General features: G+C 74.8%; 14 protein-coding genes. 6 read left to right on the top strand and 8 right to left on the bottom strand.

The genetic code is table 11. The annotated features are described in order from the left end of the window. Positions 1-4: 4 nt before the first annotated feature. From SLP03_RS00310 to SLP03_RS00300, 3 genes are all read right to left on the bottom strand, one after another. On the bottom strand, positions 5-2,059 hold the full coding sequence (locus tag SLP03_RS00310; protein WP_319458410.1) for a glycogen debranching N-terminal domain-containing protein: 2,055 nt from the start codon (positions 2,057-2,059) through the stop codon (positions 5-7). Further along, positions 2,056-2,433: an SCP2 sterol-binding domain-containing protein gene (locus SLP03_RS00305; protein ID WP_319458409.1), complete on the bottom strand. Its 378-nt coding sequence runs from the start codon at positions 2,431-2,433 to the stop codon at positions 2,056-2,058. Before SLP03_RS00305 ends, SLP03_RS00310 begins: the two co-directional genes overlap by 4 nt. Positions 2,434-2,520: 87 nt before the next feature. After that, complete coding sequence (locus tag SLP03_RS00300; RefSeq protein WP_319458408.1) at positions 2,521-3,057, bottom strand: mycothiol transferase; 537 nt, start codon at positions 3,055-3,057, stop codon at positions 2,521-2,523. A 79-nt stretch (positions 3,058-3,136) separates the two neighbouring features. Here SLP03_RS00300 and SLP03_RS00295 point away from each other — a divergent pair, with 79 nt between their 5' ends. Further along, positions 3,137-3,652, top strand: a complete 516-nt coding sequence (locus tag SLP03_RS00295) for a 2'-5' RNA ligase family protein (protein WP_319458629.1) — start codon at positions 3,137-3,139, stop codon at positions 3,650-3,652. Between the two features lie 25 nt (positions 3,653-3,677). Here SLP03_RS00295 and SLP03_RS00290 read toward each other — a convergent pair whose 3' ends face one another. Next, on the bottom strand, positions 3,678-4,316 hold the full coding sequence (locus tag SLP03_RS00290) for a GNAT family N-acetyltransferase (RefSeq protein ID WP_319458407.1): 639 nt from the start codon (positions 4,314-4,316) through the stop codon (positions 3,678-3,680). A 107-nt stretch (positions 4,317-4,423) separates the two neighbouring features. On the opposite strand from SLP03_RS00290, the gene SLP03_RS00285 reads away from it, so the two are divergent. Both SLP03_RS00285 and SLP03_RS00280 read left to right on the top strand, forming a co-directional pair. After that, positions 4,424-5,254 (top strand): MEDS domain-containing protein, encoded by an 831-nt coding sequence (locus SLP03_RS00285; RefSeq protein WP_319458406.1) that lies wholly within the window; start codon positions 4,424-4,426, stop codon positions 5,252-5,254. After that, positions 5,251-6,213, top strand: a complete 963-nt coding sequence (locus SLP03_RS00280; RefSeq protein ID WP_319458405.1) for a sensor histidine kinase — start codon at positions 5,251-5,253, stop codon at positions 6,211-6,213. The genes SLP03_RS00285 and SLP03_RS00280 overlap by 4 nt, the downstream gene beginning before the upstream one ends. A gap of 73 nt (positions 6,214-6,286) precedes the next feature. On the opposite strand, the gene SLP03_RS00275 is transcribed toward SLP03_RS00280, so the two are convergent. The 3 genes from SLP03_RS00275 to SLP03_RS00265 are packed head-to-tail and all read right to left on the bottom strand — an operon-like array spanning position 6,287 to position 9,175. Further along, on the bottom strand, positions 6,287-6,913 hold the full coding sequence (locus SLP03_RS00275) for a LutC/YkgG family protein (protein WP_319458404.1): 627 nt from the start codon (positions 6,911-6,913) through the stop codon (positions 6,287-6,289). Beyond that, a complete protein-coding gene (locus SLP03_RS00270; protein ID WP_319458403.1) occupies positions 6,910-8,364 on the bottom strand; it encodes a lactate utilization protein B in 1,455 nt (484 codons plus the stop codon). Before SLP03_RS00270 ends, SLP03_RS00275 begins: the two co-directional genes overlap by 4 nt. Positions 8,365-8,395: 31 nt before the next feature. Next, entirely contained in the window at positions 8,396-9,175 is a 780-nt protein-coding gene (locus tag SLP03_RS00265; protein ID WP_319458402.1) for a (Fe-S)-binding protein, read from the bottom strand. Positions 9,176-9,295: 120 nt separating this feature from the next. On the opposite strand from SLP03_RS00265, the gene SLP03_RS00260 reads away from it, so the two are divergent. The 3 genes from SLP03_RS00260 to SLP03_RS00250 all read left to right on the top strand — a co-directional run bounded on the left by SLP03_RS00260 (position 9,296) and on the right by SLP03_RS00250 (position 13,814). Continuing rightward, on the top strand, positions 9,296-10,570 hold the full coding sequence (locus SLP03_RS00260) for an MFS transporter (RefSeq protein ID WP_319458401.1): 1,275 nt from the start codon (positions 9,296-9,298) through the stop codon (positions 10,568-10,570). A 154-nt stretch (positions 10,571-10,724) separates the two neighbouring features. Continuing rightward, positions 10,725-12,140 carry a hypothetical protein gene (locus tag SLP03_RS00255; protein WP_319458400.1) on the top strand — a complete coding sequence of 472 codons (1,416 nt, stop codon included), beginning with the start codon at positions 10,725-10,727 and terminating at the stop codon, positions 12,138-12,140. Positions 12,141-12,557: 417 nt separating this feature from the next. Then, positions 12,558-13,814: an MFS transporter gene (locus tag SLP03_RS00250; RefSeq protein WP_319458399.1), complete on the top strand. Its 1,257-nt coding sequence runs from the start codon at positions 12,558-12,560 to the stop codon at positions 13,812-13,814. 134 nt (positions 13,815-13,948) lie between these two features. Here the strand turns inward: SLP03_RS00250 and SLP03_RS00245 are convergent, their stop codons facing one another. Next, a complete protein-coding gene (locus SLP03_RS00245) occupies positions 13,949-14,698 on the bottom strand; it encodes a hypothetical protein (RefSeq protein ID WP_319458398.1) in 750 nt (249 codons plus the stop codon). Positions 14,699-14,828 lie beyond the last annotated feature (130 nt).

Here is a 14,828-nt window from a genome sequence, read left to right as displayed (position 1 = left end):
CCGCTCAGCGCAGCCGGGCTCGGCGGCCGGCCCGGTCCCGCCCGTAGGCGTCGGCCCGGCCCCAGCGGCCCGGCACGTCGAGCAGCTCGATCCGGCCGAATCCCGCCGGCAACGACGGGTTGACCAGCAGGTCGTCCCCACACGGTCGCAGCCCGAGGATGGTGCCGAGGAGCATCAGCAGCGCCCCGGACGACCACGACTGCGGCCGGCCGGCGGCCGGGAGCTGGACCGGGTACTTCGTGACCGGGCGGGGGTAGCCGGCGATCACCTCCGGCAACGAGCCGCCCAGCGTCTCCACCACCGAGAAGATTCCGGCCGCGATCCGGGCCGCCTCGGCGTCGTACCCGTAGCGGCGCAGGCCTGTCGCGATCAGCGCGTTGTCCGCCGGCCACACCGCGCCGAGGTGCGCGCCGACCGGGTTGTACGGGCGCTGCCCGGCGGCGTACGTCCGCACGCCCCAGCCGTTGAACAGTTCCGGGCCGCACAGGTGGGCGGCCAGCGCGGCGCCGCGTTCCGGCTCCACGATCCCGCTCCAGAGCAGGTGGCCGAGGTTCGAGGTGAGCGCGTCGACCGGGGTGCCGTCCGGCTCCAGCGCCAGCGCGTAGTACTCCCGGTCCGGCAGCCAGAAGTCCCGGTTGAACCGCTGCCGCAGCCGCGCGGCCTCGGCCTCCAGCCGGTCGGCGTACCCCGGGTCGTCCCAGAACTCCCGGGCGAGCCGGGCTCCCCGGATCTTCGCGTCGTACACGTACCCCTGGAGTTCGCAGGTGGCCCGGGGGAACCCCGGCTGCCGGCCGCGCCGGTCCACGATCGCGTCGGGCGAGTTCCGCCAGACCTGGTTGACCAGCCCGTTGCGCGTGTTGCGGCGCTGGTAGCGGAGGTAGCCGTCGCCGCACGTGTCGCCGTAGGAGTCGATCCAGTCCAGCGCCATCCGGGCCGGGTGGCGCAGCTCCCGGACCAGCGCGGCGTCCCCGCTCCAGCGCTCGTACTCGTCGAGCAGGATGACGAAGAGCGGGGTGGTGTCCGCGGCGCCGTAGTAGAGCGCGGTCGGCTGCTCGTCGAAGGCGGCCGCCTCGCCGTAGCGCAGCTCGACGAGGATCTTGCCCGGCTCCTCGTCGTGGTAGTCGTCGAGCTGGCCACCCTGGAGCAGGGCGAGCAGCCGCAGCGTGGCCGGGGTCAGCTCCGGGGTGAACGGCAGCGTCTCCAGGCAGGTGATCATCGCGTCCCGGCCGTACAGCGCCATCGCCCAGGGCAGGCCGCCCACCGGCACCCGCTCGCTGTAGGCCAACGGCGCGTACCGAAGCACCGCCAGGTCGGTCAGCGCGCGCTCGTACGCCGACACCATCGACGCGCGTTCGGCGACGAGCTGCGGCGCCCGGTCGCGCCACCCCGCCAGGTCCGCACCCGTCCCCTGCCGCATCTCGCGCCGATGCGAATCCAGGCTGGCCCGCAGGTCCCGCCCGCCCGCTCCGGCGAGCACCGTGTCGACGTGCAGGTCGGTGCTCCACTTGCCGTTGGCCGCGACCCGGATCCGGAACGTCATCCCGCCCTGGTCGACGTTTCCGGCGGCGGTGCTGGAGACCAGGGTCTCCCGGGTGAACCGCTCCCGCTGGTAGCGCAGCCGCAGCTTGCCTCGGTCGGAGTCGGCGGTGGTCGTGATCCGGCGCGGCGCGGGATTGCGGATCTCGGCGGTGTCGGCGAAGTCGCTTCCGATCGCCATCCGCAGGACGAACTCGGCGGGCTCCGCCGAGTGGTTGAGCACGGTGATCCGCTCGTGGAAGCTGTCGGCGATGGACCGGTGCCGGATCACCGACACGTCAACGTTGACGTAGGGGCTGATGGTGCCGGGCACCAGCACGAACCGGCTCTCGAAGTGGGCCAGGTCGTCCCGGGAGAGGGCGTGCAGCCGCTGCCCGTCGAGGGTGAGCACCCAGCGGGACAGGAACCGGGTGTCGAAGGAGAAGAGCCCCACGGGGGCGTGCGGGTCCACCTCCATGTCGCCCTGCGCGTCGCTGACCGCGAAGGCGTTGCCGGCGATGACGTGCACCCGTTCCTGCTTCATGCCGTCCCGCCCGGCCCGCCGGCCGCCTCCCGCGGGTGCCGGGCGCCGGGCGGGCCCGGGAAGAGCCGCCGCAGCGTCATCAGCAACCGCATGTTCCCCTGCACGGTGAGGTCGTTGCGCAGCAGCGCCGCCGCCACGTGCAGCTGGCCGGCGGCCAGCCGGTCGAAGACCTCGCGGTCGGCGCGGACGATCAGCTCGGCCTCCTCGGCGGAGCGGGCCACCTCGACGTTCTGATGGTCGATGGTCAGGTACCAGTGCTCGGTGTGCACGCCCTCGCGCAGGTCGAGGCGGAGCGTGCCGCCGGTGGTCTCCGGCAGCTCGGGATGCCGGCCCGCGACCCGCCGTTCCAGGTGCTCCACCGCCGAGCCGCTCATCGCTCCTCCTCCCGTCCCCGGTCGTCCCCGCAGGGTGCCCGGTGGTCGGGTGAGTCCAACTCACCCGATCCGGGTGAGTCCTGGCGGTCAGGGGGCTGTGACGGGGGCGGGTTCCGGGTCCGCGACGATGAGCCCCCGGGCGTAGCCCGCCTGACCGGCGTGTTGGAGGTCGTCCTCCAGCAGGCTGACCAGCCGGACGCCGGCGGTCACCGGCGGGTCCCAGTTCTCGTCCACCACCCGGTCCAGGTCCGCCGGTCGCAGCCCGCGCAGGTACGCCCCGGTCCGCTCGGCCACCGCGCGGTGGTAGTCGACCAGCGCCCGCCCGCTCTCCGGCCGGACGGCGAGGACCTGCTCCGTCGTGTACCCGAAGCCGGTGTCGCCCGGGTCGCCGGTCAACCCGAACCGGCCCGCCCAGTCCCCGGTGACCCAGACCTGCTCCGCGCCGAGCAGGTCCGCGACGCCGCTGTCCTGGATCCGGGTCAGATGCCAGACCAGCCAGCCCACCGTGTTGGCCCCCGGCGCCGGGGGCCGCCGCAGCTGTTCGGGGCTGAGCCCGTCCACGGCCGAGTCGACCAGGTCGGGCAACCGGCCGTACGCCTCGGCCAGCAGGTCGTTCACGTCCACGTGCACGCTCCTCCACGTCGGTGCCACCTGGGCGTACCGCCCACGCGGCCGGGCAACCCTCACCTCTAGGGTGAGCGACGTGGTCGCGGCGCTGGAGCTGTATCTCGACACCGACGCCACTCGGCGGATCCGGGTGCTCTGGGACGCGCTGGAGGCCGAGGGCGTGCAGAGCATGCGGTCGCTGCTGGAGCAGCGGCACCGCCCGCACGTCTCGCTCGCCGTCGCCGCCCGCTTCGACCCCGGCCAGGTTGCCGACGCCCTCGCCGGGATGGTGGTGGCCGCGCCGCTGCGGCTGGAGTTTCAGCACGCGGGCCAGTTCGTCGGCCGGGTGCTGTGGCTCGGGCCGACGCCCACCGCCGAGCTGCTCGCCCACCACGCCCAGGTACAGCACCGGCTGGCCCGCGCCGGCATCACGCTGGTCGAGCATTACCAGCCGGGGCGCTGGGTGCCGCACTGCACGCTCTCCATGCGGGTACCGAACGCGCTGATGGCCGCGGCGGTGCGCCGCTGCCTGGAGATGCTGCCGCTGACCGCCACGGTGGTCGGCGCGGCGATCACCGACCACGCCCGGGGCGTCTCCCATCCCCTGCCCTGAGCGTCGCCCTCCCCTGCCGTGAGCGTCACCGCGGCCCGAAGTCGACGAGGAACGTCGGGTAATCCGGCTGCGGGCAGGGCTCGCCCCGGTGGCCGATCCGCTCGTAGAAGGGCGCGGCGCGCTCCCGGTGGGCCTGCCACTCCAGGTAACGGGCCCGCCCGGCGGCCCACGCCGACACCGCCGCCAGCAGCGCCCGCCCCACGCCGTGGCGACGCCGGTCCGGGCGTACGTAGAGGTCGTGCAGCCGGGCCACCCGGTGCGCGTCGCCGGAACGCAGGTGCGGGCCCTGGTCCTGGCCGGCGGCGTAGCCGGTCAGCCCGTCGCCGCCGACCGCCCCCAGCAGCGCCCAGCGCGGGTCGGCGAGCAGGCGCAGGAACCGGTCCCGGTGGGTCTCCGGCGGGTCGGCGCCGACGCCCATGTCGCGCAGCATCGGCCACAGCTGTGGCCAGTCGTCGGCGGTCAGCTTTCGTACGGCGGTCGTCACAGCGGCCAGGATGGAGACCCGCCACGACCCGCGCCAGCGGATTTCGGCCCGGGCGGCCCGCCGCAGCGCATCACCAGGCCGTCCGGTCCGCGCACCAGCGCCGGCGGGTGCCCAGCGTTGGACCAGCGCAGCCGCCAGCCGTCCGCCGTCGGTTCGGGCCAGCACCGCGGTGGCCAGCACGCGCACCTGGAGGCCGCGCGGCCACTCCGGCCGGACCGGAGCCCCGCCGGGCGGCCACGAATGGCGTTCCGCCGGGCGGCATAGACTGGCGCCATGAGGCATACCGCGTGACCAGCCGCGGCGCGCCGCCGACGGCGTACGGTCACGTCTGCTGGGCCTACGACGACCCGGCGGCGCTCGACGCCCGCGCGGTGGCCTTCCTCGCCGCCGGCCTCGCGGCCGGCGAGCGCGTCTGGCTGGCCGCGGCCGGCACACCCGACTCGCTGACCCGCCGTTTGGACGGCCTCCCCGGCCTCGGCGACGCGCTGCGCCGCGGGTCCGCCCGGATGGTCTCCGTCGACGACGCCTACGGGGTCGACGAGGTCATCGACCCGGAGACCCAGGTGCAGCACTACGCGGCGGCGACGGACGGTGCCCTGGCCGACGGCTACACCGGGTTCCGCGTGATGGCCGAGGCGACCCCGCTGGCCCGCACCGCCGCCCAGCGCGACGCCTTCACCCGGTACGAACACCTCATCGACCGCTACATGCGCACCCGGCCGATGTCGGCCGTCTGCGCCTACGACCGGCGGGAGCTGGGCGACCCGGCGATCGCCGAGCTGGCCTGCATGCACCCCGAGACCAACGCCCAGGTGCTGTTCCGCCTGCACGCCGCCGATCCGGACGAGGGCGCGGTCGCGCTGGCCGGCGAGCTGGACCCGTCCAACCAGCGGCTCTTCGCCGCCGCGCTGGAGCGCGCCGACCCGCGCCCGGTCGACGGCCGGCTGGTGATCGAAGGGACCGGGCTCCGGTTCATCGACCACCGCGGCCTGATCCGCCTGGGTGAGCACGCTCGCCACCGCGGCGCCACCGCCGTCCTCCGCACGACCGGGTCCGCCGCGGCACGCCTGGCCGAGCTGCTGGACCTCCCCGACGTGCGGGTGGAGGTCGTGCGATGAGAACGGGCGCCGCCGCCGACCACGTCGGCTACTACCACGAGGCGATCCTCTTCGACTCGGACGAGCACCTGCTCGCCGTGGTGCTGCCCTTCCTGCTCGGCGGGATCGAGGCCGGTGAGCCGGCGGTGGTGGGCCTCGGTGAGCGCAACGCCGAGCTGGTCCGGCGGGCCCTGCCCGTCGACTCGGGCGTGACGTTCCTGCCCGGCGGCGACGTGTACGCCCGGCCGACCGCCGCGATCCGTTCCTACCGCAAGCTGCTCGCCTCGTACGTGGCCGACGGCGCCGCGCAGATCCGGATCGTCGGTGAGCTGCCCCGGATCGCGCTCGGGGCGACCTGGGACTGGTGGGCCCGGTACGAGTCGGCCATCAACCACGCCTACGACGACTTCCCGCTCTGGAGCATGTGCGCGTACGACACCCGGGTCGCCTCGGCGCGGGTGCTGGCGGACGTGGCGCGCACCCACCCCCGGGTGGCCCGGCCGGACGGCAGTCACGTCCCGACCGGCGTCTACACCGAGCCGACGAGCTACCTCGCCGAGCAGCTGCCGATGCTGCTGGACCCGGCGCAGCGGACGGCGCCGGTGGTCGAGCTGACCGACCCGACACCCGCGCAGGCCCGCGCCGCCGTCTACGCCGCGGACCGGGGGCAGCTCCCCGTCGACGACGTCGAGGACCTGGTGGTGGCGGTCAGCGAGATGGTGACCAACGCCATGCGCCACGGCCTCCCACCCACCTTGATGAGGCTGTGGAGCGGCGCCGACCGCATCGTGGTCACGGTGAGCGACGGCGGCGACGGACCGAAGGAACCGTTCGCCGGCCTCCTTCCGCCGGCCAACCGCTCCGACGGCGGCCTGGGCCTGTGGATCTCCCACCAGTCCTGCAGCCACGTGGCGATGCACCGCGGTCCGGACGCCTTCACCGTGCGGCTGACGGCGGGCAACCCGCACTTCCCAGTCTGACCCGGCCCTCCCGCGACGACCGGTCACCGGTCGCCACGCGACGACCGCTGGTCCGCAGCCATGCGACGACCGGTCAGCCGTCGGTGACGACGACGTGCAGGCGGCGGGGGCCGTGCACGCCCTCCACCCGGTTCAGCTCGATGTCGCTGGTCGCCGAGGGGCCGCTGATCCAGGTCAGCGCGCGGCCCGGGGTGAGCCGGGCGACGGCCTCCGGCACGGTGGCCACCACCTGCTCGGCGCGGACCACGCAGACGTGCAGGTCGGGCAGGAGGCTGATGACCCGCCGGCCCTGGTCGGCGGCGGCGTCGAGGACGATCGTGCCGGTCTCGGCGACGGCGACCGCCGCCGCGGTGACCACGGCGTCCAGCTCGGCCAGCCGGCCGGCGGGCAGCTCGTCGTCGATCAGCACCTCGACCTCGCCGGGCCGCCAGCCGGCGGGCAGCCCGGGCGGCACCACGACCGTCGTGGCGCCCTCGGCGGCGAGGATGCCGGCGACCGTTTCGGCCACGGCGGTGTCGGCGGCCCGGTGGACCCGAGCCCGGTAGTCGGTCAGCCGCTCGGCGAGCAGGTCGACCAGCTCCGGGTGGCCGGGCGGCAGCTCCCCCTGCCGGCGGTGGGCCGGCCGGTGGCGTACCGGCACGGGTGGCGCGGCCGCCAGGGCGGTCCGGAGCCGGGCCAGCACGGTGTCGCGGGCGGTCACGACCGGCTCCGCTGCGACCACCACTGCCGGAAGGTCTGCGGCGGGGCGGCCGGCACGTCCCGGCTGGCGGTCCAGCCGCTCAGCGGCGGCGGCAGGGCGCGCCCGGCGACCCGGCCGAGCCCCGCGGCGCGCTGCGCGGCCGCGTACAGCCGGGGATGGTCCATCGTGTACGCGGCCGCGGCCATCGCGATCGCCTCGGCGCTCGGCGTCCGGTGCGCCGCGCGCTGCTCGGCCACGTGCCGGGCACGCAGGTGGACCAGGACGGACGGGATGTCGATCATCACGGGGCAGGCATCGAAGCAGGCCCCGCAGAGCGACGACGCGTACGGCAGCGAGGCGTTCTCCTCGACCCCGGTCAGCTGCGGGGAGAGCACCGCCCCGATCGGCCCCGGATAGACCGACCCGTACGCGTGCCCGCCGGTGCGCTCGTAGACGGGACAGACGTTGAGGCAGGCGGAGCAGCGGATGCAGTGCAGCGCCTGCCGGCCCACCTCGTCGGCGAGCACCGCGCTGCGGCCGTTGTCCAGCAGCACCAGGTGCACCTGCTGCGGGCCGTCGCCGGGGGTGACCCCGGTCCACATCGAGGTGTACGGGTTCATCCGCTCCCCGGTCGACGCCCGGGGCAGCAGTTGCAGGAAGACCCCGAGGTCGTCCCAGGTGGGGATGACCTTCTCGACGCCCATCACGGTGATCAGGGTGTCCGGCAGGGTGAGGCACATCCGCCCGTTGCCCTCGGACTCGACCACGGCGAGGGTGCCGGTCTCGGCGACCGCGAAGTTCGCCCCGGAGACGGCCACCTTGGTGCTGAGGAACGTCTCGCGCAGGTGCCGGCGGGCCGCGGCGGCGAGCGCGGCCGGCTCGTCGGTCAGCGCCGGGTCCACACCGGGCATCTCGCGCAGGAAGACCTCGCGGATCTCGGCCCGGTTACGGTGGATCGCCGGGACCAGGATGTGGCTGGGCCGGTCCCGTCCGAGCTGGACGATCAGCTCCGCGAGGTCGGTCTCGACCGGTTCGATCCCCGCTGCTTCGAGCGCCTCGTTGAGTCCGATCTCCTGGGTGGCCATCGACTTCACCTTCATCACCCGGTCGGCGCCGGTGGCGCGGACCAGGTCGGTGACGATCCGGTTCGCCTCGACCGCGTCGGTCGCCCAGTGCACGGTGCCGCCGGCCGCGGTGACCGCCGCCTCCAGCTGTTCGAGCAGCTCGGGCAGGCGGGCCATGGTGTCGCTCTTGATCGCCCGCCCGGCGGCCCGCAGCTCCGCCCAGTCGGGCACCTCGCCGATCACCGCCGCCGACTTGGCCCGGATGGTGCCGGTGGCGTGCCGCAGATTGCGGCGGAGCTGGGCGTCGGCCAGGGCGCGCCGGGCGGCGACCGGGAACGGCTCGTCGCCGCGCAGGTTGCCGACGCCGGCCGGGGCGGTCGCGGGCAGGCCGAGGAAGGTCTCCGTCATCGCCGCGCCTCCCGCGCCTCGTCCGTCGCCCTCACCGGGCCACCCCCTCGACGTTCCGGCCGGTCCGGTCGCCGGCCGGCCCGGCCTCGGTGCTGGCCAGGATCTCGGCCAGGTGCACGGTCCGTACGCCGGCCCGCAGCCGGGACAGCCCGCCGCCGATGTGCATCAGGCAGGAGGCGTCCCCGGCGGTGCAGACGTCGGCCTGGGTGGCCAGCACGTGGCGCATCTTGTCGGCCAGCATCGCCGTCGAGGTGTCCGCGTTCTTCACGGCGAAGGTGCCGCCGAAGCCGCAGCACTGCTCGGCCTGCGGCAACTCCACCAGGTCCAGGCCGCGGACCTCGCGCAGCAGCCGCAGCGGCCGGTCCCCCACCCGGAGCATCCGCAGCGAGTGGCAGGTCGGGTGGTAGGTGACCCGGTGCGGGAAGTACGCCCCCACGTCGGTCACCCCGAGCACGTCGACGAGCAGCTCCGACAGCTCGTACGTGTGCCGGGCCACCTCCTCGGCCCGGCTGGCCAGCGGCTCGTCGCCGGCCCGTCGGGCCACCATCGCGTGCTGGTGCCGCACCGAGCCGACGCACGAGCCGGACGGGGCCACCACCACGTCGTACGGGGCGAAGGTCCGCACGTGCCGACGCACCAGCCGCAGCGCGTCGTCCGGGTAGCCGGTGTTGACGTGCATCTGCCCGCAGCAGGTCTGCTCGGCGGGGAAGACCACCTGGTGGCCGAGGCGTTCCAGCAGCCGTACCGTCGCCTTGGCCGCCTCCGGGAAGAGGGTGTCGGCCAGGCAGGTGACGAACAGGGCGATCCGCATGTCCAGCCCTCCCAGGTCGCGTCCCGGTGGCCCGCCGCGCGGCTGTTCCGCGATCCGTCGAGTGTCCCTCAGGGACCCGGCGGACGCCACCGGATGCGGCGCGGCGGTTAGCCTCGGATGGTGAGCCCGCGCCGCGGTCCCGGCCCGGACCGGCCTTCCCTGGGGCGGGACCGCTCCTTCGTCACGTACTGGATCGCGCAGGCGGTCTCCGCGGCCGGGGACTCCTTCGCCTATCTGGCGGTGCCGCTGCTGGTGCTGCACGCGACCGGGTCGGTGGCCCGGATGGGCCTGCTCACCGCGGTGGCCGGCGTGGCGTCGGTCGGCGCCGGCGTGTTCGGCGGGGTGCTCGTCGACCGGTGCGACCGGCGGACCCTGATGATCGTCGCCGACCTGGTCCGGTTGGTGCTCTACGGGCTGATCCCGCTGGCCTGGCTGGCCGGCCCGCAGGTCTGGCTGCTCTTCGTGGTGCTGCCGGTCTGCGCGGCGGTCGGCATGGTCTTCCAGGTCGCCTCGGTGACCGCGGTGCGCAACCTGGTCGACCGGGAGCGGATCACGGAGGCCAACGGCCGGCTGCACGCGACGTACGCGGCCGCCGCCGTGGTCGGGCCGCTGCTGGCCGGCCTGGTGTCGGCCCGGTTCGGTCCCACCGCCGCGATCGGCGTCAACGCGGCCAGCTTCGCGCTCTCCGCCGTCGGTCTCCGGCTGGTAAGGCTCCGGCGGCCGGACCCCGGCGCGGCCGCCCCGCCCCGGGGACGGCCGGTGGCTGAGTTCCTGGCCGGCGCGCGGTTCCTCTGGCGGCAGCCGATGCTGCGGTCGCTGACCGTACTGCTGTCGGTCTTCATCTTCCTGACGTTCGGCCTGACCGACGTGCTGATCTACCACGTCACACACGACCTCGGCGGCTCGGACCGCACGGTCGGCACGGTCCTCGGCGTCGCCACCCTCGGCACGGTCGCCGGGGCGCTGCTGGTGGCCCCACTGCGCCGCCGGCTCGGCTTCGGCGTCACCTGGATCGGCGCGATCGGCGTCGGCGGCCTCGCCGTCGCCGCACTCGGGCTGGCCGGCACCGTCCCGGCCCTCACCGTGGCGGCCGCGGTCCACCTCTGCTGCGTCAGCGTGGGCGGCATCTGCTCGATGTCGCTGCGCCAGGAGATCACGCCCGATCACCTGCTGGGCCGGGTGACCTCCGCCTTCTGGAGCACCCACTTCTCGCTCGGACCGGCCGGAGCCGCGCTGCTGACCTGGGCGGCCGGCCGGTACGGCGCCGCCGTGGTCTGCCTGGTGGCGGGAGCCGGCTGCCTGCTGGTGGCCGTCGGTGGGCTCTGTGGCCCGGTCCGCCGGGCGGGAGCGGTGCCGGCGGCCGGCGAGCGGGACCTGCGGCCGGTGCCGGGCTGAGCGGGACCCGACCGAACGGCCACGGCATCCCACCGGGACGGTGGTGGGGCACGCCTACACGCCGTTCCGGGGTGGCGGTACCGTTGCGCCTCATCATGCCCTGCGGGGCGGTCATCCGCCGGCCTGGCGCTGGCGAACCGACGGAGGATGGCGCATGTCCAACGGCGAGGACCCGTTCGCACCACACGACGACGTGTCCGCCCGGCCGAGTTTCGAACTCGCGCTGCGCGGCTACGACAAGCGTCAGGTGGACCGTTACGTCAAGCGGCTGGACGGCGAGGTGTCCACGCTGACCGCCGACCGGGACCGGGCGTACCGCCAGATCCAGGAGCTGACCGTCCAGTTGCAGCGGGCGCAGACCGAGGTGGCGGAGCTGCGGCAGCGCCCGGCGCAGGTGGACCGGGCCTCCTTCCGCGACCTGGGCCCGATGGTCGAGCAGATCCTCGACCTGGCCGAGAAGCAGGCCGGGGTGATCAGCGAGACCGCCGCGAAGCGCGCCGCCGAGCTCCATGTCCAGGCGGAGAAGGCCCTCACCGCGACCCGGGAGCAGGCCGCCCAGGAGCTGCGGGAGCTGGACGAGGAGTTGGACGCCCGGCGCGCCGAGCAGGAGCAGGCGCACGAGGAGCGGCGGGCCGCCGCGCAGGCCGAACTCACCGCCACCCGCGAGCTGGCGGAGAAGCTGCGGACCGAGGGTCAGGCCGCCCACGAGCGCGCCCAGCAGGAGGCCAAGCGGATCACCGAGCAGGCCACCCAGCAGGTCGAGCAGGCCCGCTCCGCCTCGGAGGCGCTGGTAAAGGCGGCCCGTACGCAGATCCAGCAGGAGGTGCAGGCGAACCGCGGCAAGGCCCAGCAGGAGCTGGCCCAGTGGCAGGCAAACATGGCCCGCGAGCTGGAGGAGCAGCGGGCCGCGGCCGAGCAGGAGCTGGCCGACCGGGCCACCGCGGCCGAGCGGGACATCGCCGCGCTCGTCGCCGAGGCCCAGCAGTACGCCACCGAGGTCCGGGACCGCGCCGACGAGCAGACGAGCGCGCACCAGGAGCAGCTCACCACCGTGCAGCAGGAGCTCCAGCAGCGGCAGGAGACGCTGGACCAGCTCCGGGCCGAGCTGGATACCGTCGGCCAGCAGCTCGACCGGTCCCGGCAGGAGATCGCCACCATCGAACAGGAGGGCGCCCAGCTGGAGGAGCGCCTGGTGGAGGTCCGCCGCGACCTGACCGCCGAGACGAAGCGGCTGGAGGACGCCCGCCGGGCCGGTGACCTCGCCGAGCAGCACGCCAAGGAGGTACGCGCCCGGGTGCAGCGCGAGGCGAAGCGGGTGGCCGAACTGGCCTCGGCGGCAGTGATGGCGGCCGCCGCAGGCGGCGGCGAGACCGCCGAATATCCCCAGGTGGGCGTCCGACCGGCCGCCGACCGACCGCCCGCCCGGCCGGTGATCGTCGACCGCGTGCCCGCGCCTCGGGAACCCTTCGACGCTTTCGCTGTGCGGACGCCCGTTGAGGCGACGACCGCCGAGCGGGCCGCCGAGGAGCGGGCCGAGCAGCCCGGCGCGGAGGTTCCGGCCACCGCCTGAGCCGGGATCCCGACCGAACCTGTGCCGCCCTACCTGAATGAACCGCTGCCCGAGCGCCGCTATTCGCCTGCGGCGCTCGGGTGACGCCGCGGCGGGTGAAGAGGAGCGCGGCGCTCACCATGGACACGCCGCTGCCCACCAAGTTGACGAATGAGGCCAGCGCGAGAATGCGCTGAGGTCGCGCGACGGCTGGCGGAGAGCAGGAGCCGCCCGCCGAGTTGGTGAAGACGCTGCGCGCGCTGCTGGACCGGTAAACGCGTTGACGCGCGCCCGGTCTGCCAGCATGCTGCCCGGCATGACAGCGCCGCGCAGCCTCCCGTTCCCCGGTGCCGTGCGTTTCCGCCAGGGCCGCTGACCTCGCAGTAGCGGATCGCACCTCCGGCACCGGGCGCCGATCGGCAGCCCGGGAGTCCCCGCGTGTCCGCGTACCGTCTCTTCCTTGTCGTCAGCGGTGTCGGCGCCTTCGCCGGCAACACCGCCTTCACCCTCAATCTCGTCTACCAGAGCCAGGTCGTCGGCCTGGGCCCGTGGCAGCTGATCCTCGTCGGCACGCTGATGGAGGTCGTCTGCTTCGTGGCCCAGGTGCCGACCGGAGTCCTCGCCGACCTGCACAGCCGCCGGCTCTCCGTGGTGGTCGGCCACCTGCTGATGGGCGTCGGGCTGCTGCTGTGGGGGCTGCTGCCCAGCTACGCCGCGCTGCTGGTCGCCACCGCGGTCTGGGCCGTCGGCGCGGTCTGCGTCGACGGCGCCCAGGAGGCGTGGGCCGCCGACGAGATCGGCGCGCAGCGGGTCGGCGGGGCGTTCGTCCGGGCCGGTCAGCTCGCCCAGGCCGGCACCCTGCTCGGCATCGTCGCAGCGGTGGCGCTGGCCGGCGTGGACCTCGCGCTGCCGATCCTGGTCGGCGCCGGCTGCACGCTGGCCCTCGGCGCGACGCTGGCCCTGGTCATGCCGGAGCGCCACTGGACGCCGCCGCCGGCCGGGCAGCGGACCACCCTCGGCTCGATGCGGGCCCAGGTGGTCGCGGGCGGCTGCGTCGCGCGACGCAGCCGGATCATCCGGTACGTCCTGGTCGGCACCCTCTTCCTCGGCCTGAGCAGCGAGGGTTTCGACCGGCTGGGGCAGCCCCGGTTCGTCGCGGAACTGACGCTGCCGGCGGCCCTGAGCCCGCCGGTGTGGCTCGGCGCGTTCGCCGCCGTGGCGGCTCTGGGCTCGATCCTGCTCACCGGGCTGATCGGTCGGTGGGTGGACGCGACCCGTCCGCGTCGGGTGGGGCTGCTGCTGGTGGCGGTGGAGACGTCGGCGGCAGCCGCGACGATCTGCTTCGGTCTGACCGGCGCGATCTGGCCCGCCGTCTCGGCTTACCTGGCGGCGTCCCTGCTGCGGCACGTCGCCGCGCCCGTGCTGAGCGTATGGCTGGTCGCCGGCACCTCGTCGGGTACCCGGGCGACGGTCTTCTCCATCCAGTCGCAGGTCGACGCGCTCGGCCAGATCGCCGGCGGCCCGCCGGCCGGCGGGGTCGCCCAGCGGGTGTCGATGGGCGCGGGGGTGGTCACCGCCGGCGCGTTCCTGCTGCCGGCGGTGGTCTGCTTCGCGCTCGCGGCGCGCCGGACCCCGGCCGACGCCGGGCCGCCGACCGCCGAGGCGACCCGGGCCGTGGAACCGGTCACCCCTTGATCGACACCACGACACATGGGAATGAACATGCGGACCGGCCCGCACACGTCCTGCGCCCTCCTGGACCGGCTGGGCAGCGGCATCGCCTGCTGACAACCACCGGCGGGCCGCCCCCCGACCCGCGGGCGCTTGGGTCAGGCCAGCAGCAGGTGCCGGACGGCGTCGCCGATCACCGGGTCCACCGGGAATCGCGCCTCCAGCCAGGCCAACGTGGCCCGGGCGGCCTCCCGGTTGGCCCGGTAACCCGGCACCATCGCGGCCAGCGGCAGCACCTCCGGCGGGTACGCCTGCTCCACCCGTCGGCTCGGGTCGAACGGGTCGCGCCGGTGCGCGGCGCCGGGCGAGGTGAGCCGCAGCAGGGCGAGCACCCGGTCCACCGCGTACGACTGGATGAAGCGCGCCGCGGTGAGCCGTTCGCCGCGCAGCTCGCGGTGCAGGCCGACGTAGAGGTTGGTCAACGCCTCGTTCAGGTGGAACTCGACCGTGTCGTACGGCGTCGCCGGCCGTGGCGGGGGCCCGCACTCGACCAGCCCGGCGGGCGCGTCGGGCCGCTGCCAGACCACCCGCGCGCCGGCGATCGGCAACCGGGCCAGCTCGTCGACGGTGAAGACCGCGTACTCGACGAAGATGCCGTCGGCGTAGAGCGCCTTGCGGCCGTTGCGCTCGTTGGCGAAGCTGTACGCCACCGGGCCGGGCGCCACCAGCCAGTCGATCGAGTCGACGTAGCGGGGCACGGCGCCGGCCGCGACGACGACGAAGAAGTCCAGGTCGGAGTGGGCGTCGAGCCGGTCGTGCTCGGCTCCGGCGGAGCCGAGGCCGAGCAGGGCCACCGCGTCCGGCCGGGTGGCGAGGTGGGCGGCGAGGTCGTCCAGACGTCGGAGCATCGGGTGCATGCCGTCGTCCCTTCCATGAAGAGTCGACGTTTCAGCCCGTACGGTCCTGATCACCGCCGGGGTCGCGACACCGATGCCGCCATTGTGGCGGTTGCGGGGGTGGTGGACCAGACCGGCCCGG

This window comes from Micromonospora sp. RTP1Z1 (assembly GCF_033804685.1).
Classification (GTDB): domain Bacteria; phylum Actinomycetota; class Actinomycetes; order Mycobacteriales; family Micromonosporaceae; genus Micromonospora.
This window is presented reverse-complemented; position numbering and strand designations above follow the sequence as displayed.